12 protein-coding genes and 1 pseudogene are annotated in these 9,208 nt (G+C 60.5%); 4 read left to right on the top strand and 9 right to left on the bottom strand.

The features are described from left to right. Positions 1-174: 174 nt before the first annotated feature. Positions 175-641 (top strand): annotated as a pseudogene (locus JCM21793_RS25950) (MaoC family dehydratase). 13 nt (positions 642-654) lie between these two features. Beyond that, the gene (locus JCM21793_RS25945; protein ID WP_036540368.1) at positions 655-1,107 is read left to right on the top strand and encodes a MaoC family dehydratase; all 453 of its coding nucleotides are present in this window, start codon (positions 655-657) and stop codon (positions 1,105-1,107) included. Positions 1,108-1,114: 7 nt separating this feature from the next. Here JCM21793_RS25945 and JCM21793_RS13745 read toward each other — a convergent pair whose 3' ends face one another. The 6 genes from JCM21793_RS13745 to JCM21793_RS13720 form a co-directional block, all read right to left on the bottom strand. Beyond that, positions 1,115-1,666 (bottom strand): adenine phosphoribosyltransferase, encoded by a 552-nt coding sequence (locus JCM21793_RS13745; protein WP_025030744.1) that lies wholly within the window; start codon positions 1,664-1,666, stop codon positions 1,115-1,117. Between the two features lie 197 nt (positions 1,667-1,863). Continuing rightward, complete coding sequence (locus JCM21793_RS13740) at positions 1,864-2,688, bottom strand: cytochrome c1 (protein WP_025030743.1); 825 nt, start codon at positions 2,686-2,688, stop codon at positions 1,864-1,866. A 29-nt stretch (positions 2,689-2,717) separates the two neighbouring features. Further along, positions 2,718-4,004, bottom strand: coding sequence for a cytochrome b (locus JCM21793_RS13735; RefSeq protein WP_007009892.1), 1,287 nt, complete (start codon positions 4,002-4,004; stop codon positions 2,718-2,720). Positions 4,005-4,027: 23 nt separating this feature from the next. Further along, positions 4,028-4,591 carry a ubiquinol-cytochrome c reductase iron-sulfur subunit gene (gene petA, locus JCM21793_RS13730; RefSeq protein WP_007009891.1) on the bottom strand — a complete coding sequence of 188 codons (564 nt, stop codon included), beginning with the start codon at positions 4,589-4,591 and terminating at the stop codon, positions 4,028-4,030. A 270-nt stretch (positions 4,592-4,861) separates the two neighbouring features. Continuing rightward, positions 4,862-5,632: a class I SAM-dependent methyltransferase gene (locus JCM21793_RS13725; RefSeq protein WP_036540371.1), complete on the bottom strand. Its 771-nt coding sequence runs from the start codon at positions 5,630-5,632 to the stop codon at positions 4,862-4,864. A gap of 82 nt (positions 5,633-5,714) precedes the next feature. Then, the gene (locus tag JCM21793_RS13720) at positions 5,715-6,032 is read right to left on the bottom strand and encodes a DUF6665 family protein (RefSeq protein ID WP_025030741.1); all 318 of its coding nucleotides are present in this window, start codon (positions 6,030-6,032) and stop codon (positions 5,715-5,717) included. A 92-nt stretch (positions 6,033-6,124) separates the two neighbouring features. Between JCM21793_RS13720 and JCM21793_RS13715 the strand changes: the two genes are divergently transcribed. Continuing rightward, positions 6,125-6,757, top strand: a complete 633-nt coding sequence (locus JCM21793_RS13715) for a LysE family translocator (RefSeq protein ID WP_025030740.1) — start codon at positions 6,125-6,127, stop codon at positions 6,755-6,757. On the opposite strand, the gene JCM21793_RS30345 is transcribed toward JCM21793_RS13715, so the two are convergent. From JCM21793_RS30345 to hemF, 3 genes are all read right to left on the bottom strand, one after another. Next, positions 6,647-6,988 (bottom strand): EamA family transporter, encoded by a 342-nt coding sequence (locus JCM21793_RS30345; RefSeq protein ID WP_244439760.1) that lies wholly within the window; start codon positions 6,986-6,988, stop codon positions 6,647-6,649. The genes JCM21793_RS13715 and JCM21793_RS30345 overlap by 111 nt on opposite strands. Then, positions 6,958-7,644, bottom strand: a complete 687-nt coding sequence (locus JCM21793_RS25940) for an EamA family transporter (protein ID WP_244439759.1) — start codon at positions 7,642-7,644, stop codon at positions 6,958-6,960. The genes JCM21793_RS30345 and JCM21793_RS25940 overlap by 31 nt, the downstream gene beginning before the upstream one ends. A gap of 115 nt (positions 7,645-7,759) precedes the next feature. Beyond that, positions 7,760-8,674, bottom strand: coding sequence for an oxygen-dependent coproporphyrinogen oxidase (gene hemF, locus JCM21793_RS13705; protein WP_007008756.1), 915 nt, complete (start codon positions 8,672-8,674; stop codon positions 7,760-7,762). 119 nt (positions 8,675-8,793) lie between these two features. On the opposite strand from hemF, the gene JCM21793_RS13700 reads away from it, so the two are divergent. After that, positions 8,794-9,051: a hypothetical protein gene (locus tag JCM21793_RS13700; protein WP_007008755.1), complete on the top strand. Its 258-nt coding sequence runs from the start codon at positions 8,794-8,796 to the stop codon at positions 9,049-9,051. The last annotated feature ends 157 nt before the right edge of the window (positions 9,052-9,208 follow it).

Raw genomic sequence — 9,208 nt, 5'->3', positions numbered from 1 at the left:
TCAAATGAATTCATTTGAAAGCGACATGCATCATTTAAAAGTGCTACAGCGTCCTTTGCGCGTCTTATAAGACGCGCGGCGCTGTAACGTCCAGGTCCAGCAATCTTCTCCATCCGGTGCTTGAAGAATGCACTGCTTGCAGCCATAAGGTTCAAGCCTGAACAGGATTGAACCATGACTGACAAAAAGTGGGCGTTTGAAGACCTTGAGCCGGAGTGACCATTCCCTTCGGCGAAAAAACCGTTGGTGCAGAAGAGATCAAGGATTTCGCACGCCAGTTCGACGCGCAGCCGATGCATCTCGACGAAGAAGCCGGCAAGGCAAGCATTCTGGGCGGGTTATCCGCCTCCGGCTGGCATAGCTGCGCCATCTTCATGCGCATGCTCTACGACGCGCTTCTGGTGGACTCCACTTCGCAGGGCTCTCCCGGCATCACGGAAGCCCGCTGGAAGCGTCCGGTCATTGCCGGCGACACACTGACCGGCCAGACGACCGTGCTGGAGCGCCGGGCGCTGAAATCACGCCCCGGCATCGGCCTGGTGACCTTTCGTCACCTCGTGACCAACCAGCGCGGCGAAACGGTGATGGAAATGGAGAACCCGATCATGTTCAGAATGCGCGAGGCGGAAGACGCCGCATGAATCTCGACACTTCCTGCGCCTTGGCGAAACGATAGTTCTGGGCACCCATACCTTCACCGCTGAAGAGATCATCGCCTTCGGGCGGGCATTCGATCCGCAGCCCTTCCACACGGATGCGGAAGCGGCGCGTGACAGCGTTTTCGGCCGCCTGTGCGCCTCTGGCTGGCATACATGCGCCATGTGGATGCGATACAACCTGATAGGCATCGAACGCGACGCATTCGGCCCGTGGGAAGGTCCGGACGAAAAACCGGAATTCGGTCCCTCGCCCGGCTTCTCCAATCTGAAATGGCTAAAGCCCGTCTACGAGGGCGACACGATCACTTTCACGCGGGCCGTGACGGGACACCGCCCCCTCGCCTCGCGCCCCGGCTGGCACCTTGTAACGCTCGCTGCCGCAGCGCACAGGGCCGACGGCGAGCCGGTCATGAGCTTCGAGAATGGCGTGCTGATGAAGACCGGCTGAGACGCACTCAGTCGCCCTCAAAGGCAATCAGCGTGTGAACATCGACACCCAGCGCTTCCAGCTTGGCCCGGCCGCCGAGATCGGGAAGGTCTATCACGAAACAGGCAGCAACGATCTCGGCCCCCATCTGGTTCAGCAGCTTGACCGCACCTTCAGCGGTCCCGCCGGTGGCAATCAAGTCGTCGACAAGGATGACCTTCTCGCCCGGCGTCACCGCATCCTTGTGCATCTCCATCTCGTCGATGCCGTATTCGAGGCTGTAGGCCACGCGCACCGTGTCGTGCGGGAGCTTGCCTTTCTTGCGGATCGGCACGAAGCCCGACGAGAGCTGGTGTGCGATCGCTCCGCCGAGAATGAAGCCGCGCGCCTCGATGCCGGCGACCTTATCGACCTTGGCACCCGCATAGGGGTGAACGAGCTCATCCACCGCCCGGCGAAATGCGCGCGCATTGCCGAGAAGCGTGGTGATATCGCGAAACAGGATGCCGGGCTTGGGATAGTCCGGAATGGTGCGGATCGCTGAAAGAAGCGTGTCTTGAAGTGTCTGAGAAGCTGCCATGTACCCTGCCCCGGTTCAGATAGAGCGCTTCCACTTTTGGTTGAACCGCAAAGGTGCTCTATCTTATTGACTTTACGCAATCCCGGCCGGAAAGCCGGTTCCCACTTTTTCTGGAGTTGCTCTGGTTTTTGCCGCGTTACGAAGCAAAAGAAAAGGGCGCTCGCGGCGCCCTTCCTTATTTTATTCTGCGGTCGGCTTTAATGAACGTCCGCCCAGATCTTGCGCTTGGTCAGATACATCAGACCACCGAAGAGCAGCAGGAACACCATGACGACAAAGCCGGTCGACTTGCGGGCTTCCATGTGCGGCTCGGCCGCCCACATGAGGAATGCCGAAACGTCGCGTGAATACTGGTCCACTGTCTCGGGCGCACCGTCGTCATAGGTGACCATGCCCTCCGAAAGCGGCGGCGCCATTGCCAGCGAAGCCGAAGAGATGAAATAGGGGTTGTAATAGGTGCCTTCCGGAACCTCATGCCCCTCGGCATCTTCCTCGTAGCCCGTGAGAAGAGCGTGAATGTAGTCCGGCCCGGCTTCGGCGTACTGGGTAAAGATGTCGAAGACGAAGGTCGGGAACCCGCGCTCCACTGCGCGTGCCTTGGCGATCAGCGAAAAGTCCGGTGGAACCGCACCGCTGTTGGACGCTGCAGCCTGCTGCGGATTGGCGAACGGCGCCGGGAAACGGTCAGACGGCTTTGCAGCACGCATGAACATGTCACCGGAATCATCCGGACCGTCCTCGACTTCATACTCCGCCGCGATTGCGCGAACCTGGGCTTCGGAATAGCCCAGATCCTCGAGATTGCGGAACGCGACGAGGTTCATCGAATGACAGGCCGCGCAGACCTCCCGATAGACCTTGAAGCCGCGCTGCAGCTGCCCCTTGTCGTAGGTACCGAAAGGGCCGGCGAACGACCAGTCCTGCTCGACCGGCTTCTTGATCGGGTACTCAGCCGCATTGGAGGCGGTAACAGCCGCCAGACCAAGACCGAGCGCGGCCAATCCGTTGAGGATGCTCTTCATTGCGAAAATCCCTTTGCGCATTCTCTCGCTCAGCCCTTTGCCTGTTCGGTGGCCGGTGCGCCGGCTGAAGACTTCTTCTCCAGCACCGCTTCCGTGATGGAATTGGGCAGGCGGCGCGGCTTTTCTACCAGGCCAAGCACCGGCATGATCACGACAAAGAAGGCGAAGTAGTAAAGCGTCGCTCCCTGAGCCATCGCCACATAGACGCCTTCCGCCGGGCGGGAGCCAAGCCAGCCCAGGAAGATCGCGTTCACGACGAAGAGCCAGAAGAACAGCTTGAACCACGGACGGTAGACCGCAGAACGAACCTTCGAGGTATCGAGCCAGGGCACAACGAACAGGACCGCGATGGCGCCGAACATGGCCAGAACACCACCGAGCTTCGAGTCGATCGGACCGATGTTGAAGGTGATCGCACGCAGGATCGCGTAGAACGGCAGGAAGTACCATTCGGGCACGATGTGTGCCGGCGTCTTCAGCGCGTCAGCCTCGATATAGTTGTCGGGATGGCCCAGGAAGTTCGGGATGTAGAAGACAAAGTAGGCAAACAGGGCCAGAAACACGACCATGGCGAACGCGTCCTTGACGGTCGCATAGGGCGTGAAGGCCACAGTGTCGGTCTTCTGCTTCACCTCGATGCCGGTCGGGTTGGTCTGACCTGTGACGTGCAGTGCCCAGACGTGGAGCACGACAACACCGGCGATCATGAAGGGCAGAAGATAGTGCAGCGAGAAGAAGCGGTTGAGCGTCGGGTTGTCGACCGCGAAGCCGCCAAGCAGAAGCTGCTGGATCCACTCACCCACCAGAGGAATGGCGGTGAAGAAGCCGGTGATGACCGTCGCGCCCCAGAAGCTCATCTGGCCCCACGGAAGCACATAGCCCATGAAGGCCGTCGCCATCATCAGGAGATAGATGATGCAGCCGAGAATCCAGAGCATCTCGCGCGGTGCCTTGTAGGAACCGTAGTAGAGTCCGCGGAAGATGTGCACATAGACGGCGATGAAGAACATCGATGCGCCATTGGAGTGCAGGTAGCGGATCAGCCAACCGGAGTTGACGTCGCGCATGATCTTCTCGACCGAGTTGAAGGCCACCTCGGTGTTGGCTGCGTAATGCATGGCCAGCACGATGCCGGTAACGATCTGCGCCACCAGCATCAGCGACAGGATGCCACCGAACGTATAGGCGTAGTTGAGGTTGCGTGGCACCGGATAGGCCACGAAAGAATCATAGACCAGACGCGGAAGCGGCAAACGCGCATCCATCCAGCGGCCAATGCCGCTCTTGGGCGTATAGGTCGAATGTCCAGCGCTCATAGAAAATCCCCTCTCGCCGAGCCTTAGCCGACCTGAATGACGGTGTCGGACACGAATTCGAATGTCGGAACCGCAAGGTTTTCCGGAGCCGGGCCTTTGCGGATACGGCCGGCCGTGTCGTAGTGCGAACCGTGGCACGGGCAGAACCAGCCGCCGAAATCGCCGGCCTGGCCAAGCGGCACACAGCCCAGGTGCGTGCAGACGCCGATCATCACCAGCCAGTTTTCCTTGCCCTCGCCCGCAGAACGGTCGATGTCGGTGGCGGGTGCGTCAGCGGCGATGTTGGCGTTGCGCGCGACGGGATCCTTCAGATCCGCCAGTGCGACAGCCCGCGCTTCCTCGATTTCCTTATCCGTCCGGTTGCGGATGAACACAGGTCGGCCGCGCCACTTGACGGTCAGGGACATGCCGGGCTCGACGCCGGACACATCGACCTGGATTGACGCCAGCGCGCGGGTGGATGCATCGGGCCGCATCTGGTCGATGAACGGCCACGCAACACCAGCCGCACCGACGGCACCGGCAACGCCTGTTGCGACGTAAAGAAAGTCACGCCTTGTATGTTCGGTCGAATCGGTAGCGCTCACGGGACTGCGATCCTTTCACCTTGAGTCGGCCGGTCGGGAAGCCTCATTGCACTTTGAACCCAAGCAAACTCCTGCGCATCACAGGAACTGCCCGGTTCTACCCCCGGCATTTTTCGATGGTTTCTATGCGCCACGCAGGAACTTGTCCAGACGGGGGCGGCCTTACAGGGCAGATTGTCGCGGGGAAAACACCGTCAATAAAGATGACTTAAAAAGTCTTGTTTTTCAAGGATGCTGCTTCAGCGATGGTTTCTGCACGATCTTCATCAATCAAAGCGGTGCGACTGCCTCGAAGGTGACGATGGAAGCGCCCGGCTCCAAAGCGCTGTCGGTCCGATAGTCGGCATAGACACCAACCTCCGTGAAGCCGGCGGAGCGCAATGCCAGCTCGAACTCCAGGAGCCCCCAGAGCCGCAGGTGAAAAAGCTGGATCTCGCTGGCCACGAGACGGCCCTCGCGCCAATGCTCGTAACGCAGTTGCGAAAGCGTGGTCTGACGCTGGAAACAGGTCTCCACCCGGCTTTCGACCAGTGTGAGAAGGTCGTCCCCCGCCTGCCAGTGCCGTGCCGCGAGCGCGGTGTCGGCGAGGCATGCCAGCGCATCGAGATCGAGGATCAGCCGACCGCCAGGCTCAAGCGCACCGCGGAAACGCTCAAGCACCGCCAGCGCCTGCCGCGGTTCGGTGATCAGCTGGAAGGAACCCGCGGGAATGATGATGGCACCGAACCGCGTTTCATAATCAAAACTCTCAAAGCGTGCGATGTCGACAGGTGACGGCAGGCCGCGCGCCTCACACTCGCTGCGACAGTAGGCCACCATCTCTTCGGAGGCATCGAAGCCGCGTATATCGAACCCGGCCTCAAGAAGCGGGATGAGAACACGCCCATTACCGGCGGCAGGCTCGAGCACCGGACCGGTGCAGCCCGCCAGGCGGTCACGATAGAACTCAATATCCCCGAAAGAGCGGCCTATGGGCTTGTCGAGATGATAAACCCACGAGGCCAGCGTGCCGTAAGCGTTTTCCATGGCGCCGTCTTTCATGTCTGCCATTGCTGGCAGGCCAGTGCCACGAACCCCCGACGGCAGCAAGCGGGCCAGACCGGAACATCCAGCAGGCCAGCGCTCAGCATGCGCCGAGCCGGGCCAGAACCCTGCCGGGTATGGAAAGATCGGCAATGACATCATCATGCCTGCGCAAGCCGCATAGCTCACGCTGGATGAAATAGCCATGGACTGCATCAGCAGCGGCATGGAGACGGCGTTCAACCTCCTGACTGTCGGCCGGATTCGCCGCCGCAAGACGCAAGAGCGCCTTCTCGACGCGGCGACCGGCATGGCCGAGCGACGAAGCCTGCTCCGCCACGATCTCATGCTGCAGCACCGTGTCGCCGCTGAGAGGATGCGGCACGAGGCCGGTCACGGAACCGGGAAGTCTCAGCATGGCGGAACCCGTTTTCTATCGTTCGACAATCAGAAGCTTCGCCTTGTATTGTGGCGCGCATCGAAGCCATCTTCAACGGCAGGGCACGAACGATGACGCTGATTGAGCTTGGAACCTTCACACTGGTTGCCGCACTGCTTGTCATGTCGCCGGGTCCAAACGGCGTGCTGATCGCCAAAACCGTGCCGACCTCGGGCAAGGCGGCGGGCTTCGCCAACATCGCAGGCTTCTTCGCAGCCTTCTACGTCCATGGCGCGCTGTCGATCCTCGGCATTTCGATCATTCTGGTACAATCGGCGCAGCTCTTCTTCGTCGTGAAAATGCTGGGCGCGGCCTACCTCTGCTATATCGGCCTTAAGGCGCTATGGCAGGCCTGGCACGGCTTTTCGGCACCGCTTGCCGTTTCGCCGGCAAAGCGCCGGCGCACGCTGGAGCGTGCAGCGCTGGAAGGTTTTCTCACCAATGCGCTCAACCCCAAAGTTTCGATGTTTTATCTTGCGGCGTTTCCGCAGTTCATCCCCGCCAATGCCGATGCCACGTTCTGGGCCTTCGCCCTGGTGGTGATCCACTCGCTCCTGAACATTTTGTGGTTCTCGTCGCTCGTGCTCCTGTTCTCAAGCTTCAAAACGCTCGGCAGCAGCGCCCGCATGCAGCGCTGGCTGAAAGCGCTGACGGGCACGGTGTTCATCGGCTTCGGGCTGAAACTGGCGACCATGCGCCCGTAATATCCCCTCAGGCCGCACGCACCTCGCAAGTGGTGCGCGTTTCCTGACCAGCGTCAGCATGAGCCCGGCAAGAACGAGCGCTGCGGCCGCCATGCGCAGCGGGCCGAAGGTTTCGCCGAGAAACAGTGCGGACGAGCTCATGCCGAAAATCGGTACGAGCAGGGAAAATGGCGCGATCCTTCCGGCACCGTAAGTTCTGATCAGCATTCCCCAGACAGCGAAGCCGAAGATCGTCGCGCCATAGGCGATATAGAGAACCGCACCGACGCTGCCCAGGAGACGCTGGTCAGCGCGGCCATATCCGCCTCCCAGCCCTCGATCATAAGGGAAAGGACAAATAGCGGGATCGGGGGGATGAGGCTCACATGGACCATCAGGCGAAACATGTCGACCTTGCCGGCCTGTTTCATCAAAAGATTGGAAATCGCCCACATGAAGGCGGCAGCGATCGCCAGCGCCAACCCCGTGATGGTTATGCTTCCATCCACGGTCAGCGCGATCAGGGCGATCCCGCAGAACGCTACGAAAATACCAAGAAGCTGCATGCGCGTCGGTCGTTCGGCAAGCACGAACGCAGCAAGCATGATGGTGAAAAACGCCTGCGACTGGAGCACGAGCGAGGACAGCCCGGCGGAAAGACCCACATGCATGCTCCAGAACAGGAGCGTGAACTTGACAATGCCCAGCACGACGGCAATGGCAATCACATAGCGCCAGGCGATCGCCGGCCTGGACACGAAAAAGGCAAGCGGCAAAGCCGCCGCCGTGAACCGCAAGGCAGAGAAAAGAATCGGCGGAAAGTTGTCGATGCCGACCTTGATCACCACGAAATTGAAACCCCAGACGGCGGTCACGAGAAGCGCCAGCAGAACATGGGGCAATTTCATGCGGAGGGTCCTCGGACGGGTTGAAAGGGATCCCAGCTAAAGACCCCACCCGTCCGGGACTTTCAAATCAAAAAGAACGCCCCTTATCCATCAGCGAAATTGATCGCCATACCGCTTAAGGCCATTTCACCTCGGGCGGCAGGCTGGAGAGGATGGAATTGACATTGCCGCCGGTCTTGAGGCCGAAGATCGTGCCCCGGTCGTAGAGCAGGTTGAACTCCACATAGCGGCCACGCCGCACCAGTTGCTCCTCGCGGTCGGCCTCGGTCCAGTTTGTGTTGAAGTTCTTGCGCACCAGATGCGGATAGACGACCGCGAAGGCACGGCCCACATCACGCGTGAAATCAAAATCGGCCTGCCAGCCGCCCTTTTCCTCCGGCGAGCGTAGCCAGTCGTAGAAGATGCCGCCGATGCCGCGTGGCTCCTGGCGGTGCGGCAGATAGAAATACTCGTCGCACCAGGCCTTGTACTTTTCGTAGTCAACGATGGCCGCGTGACGATCGCAGACGAAACGCATGGCCCTGTGAAAGGCCTCCGTATCCGCGTCTTCCTGCGTGCGGCGACGGTCGAGGACCGGCGTCAGATCGGCGCCGCCTCCGAACCACTGACTGGTGGTGACGACCATGCGCGTGTTCATGTGGACGGCCGGCACATGCGGATTCTGCGGGTGGGCGATCAGCGAAATGCCCGATGCCCAGAAGCTCGGATCGCGATCAGCGCCCGGTATCTGCTTGCGGAACTCCTGCGAAAATTCGCCATGGACGGTGGACACATGAATGCCGACTTTTTCAAAGACCCGGCCATGCATGACAGACATGACGCCACCACCGCCCTCGCCGCCATCGCGCTTCCACGGGGTGCGCTCGAAGCGACCGGGCGTGCGCGTCGAAAGCGGGCCTGTCAGCGCGTCTTCAAGATCCTCGAAAGCTGCGCAAAGCCTGTCGCGCAGCTCCTCGAACCAGCTGCGCGCAGCCGCTTTCTTGTCTTCGATGTTGTCCGGCAGGCCGGCGGGGAGTTCTGGTCGTTCCATCGTCTTTCCTCTGGCCCGATCCTACGCGACGGTGCGGCAGGCGGACAGTCCTACAAATGACTCGCAATTTTCAACCGCGTTGCCTAAGCTTCTTATCCATCGGGTCAAGGAGTTCTTTCGTGCGTGTGCCCGCAAAACCACCGCTGGAGGGGCTGAAACGCAGCCTCGACAAGCATCGCGCAAGGGCAAGCCGCCTGCCGCGCGATGGGTTTCTGCGGGAGAGTTTTGCCCTGCCCCGCGCACAAGCCCGCGAAAAGGCCCGCGAATGGCTGGAGCGCTGGCCCAAGCAAGCCTACTGGACGGAGATCGAAAGCTGGTGCGAACGCCCCGGCGATGTGATCGAATTCACCATGCGCCGATTACCGAGCGCCGACTGAGAAGCCTACCCTCGGACACATCACCCTCCAGGATCCTTCTCGACGCCACGCGGCACAGCTTGACTTAAAGTTCACTTGAACTTTTAGGCATCCCTTTCCCTGACAGAGGAAAAAGACGAGATGCCGCCCCACGACACTGAAACCGGCACGCTGGATC

Source organism: Nitratireductor aquibiodomus NL21 = JCM 21793 (assembly GCF_000615975.1).
GTDB classification, from domain to species: domain Bacteria; phylum Pseudomonadota; class Alphaproteobacteria; order Rhizobiales; family Rhizobiaceae; genus Nitratireductor; species Nitratireductor aquibiodomus.
Note: the sequence above shows the minus strand (reverse complement) of the source record. Positions and strands in the feature narration are given on the sequence as shown.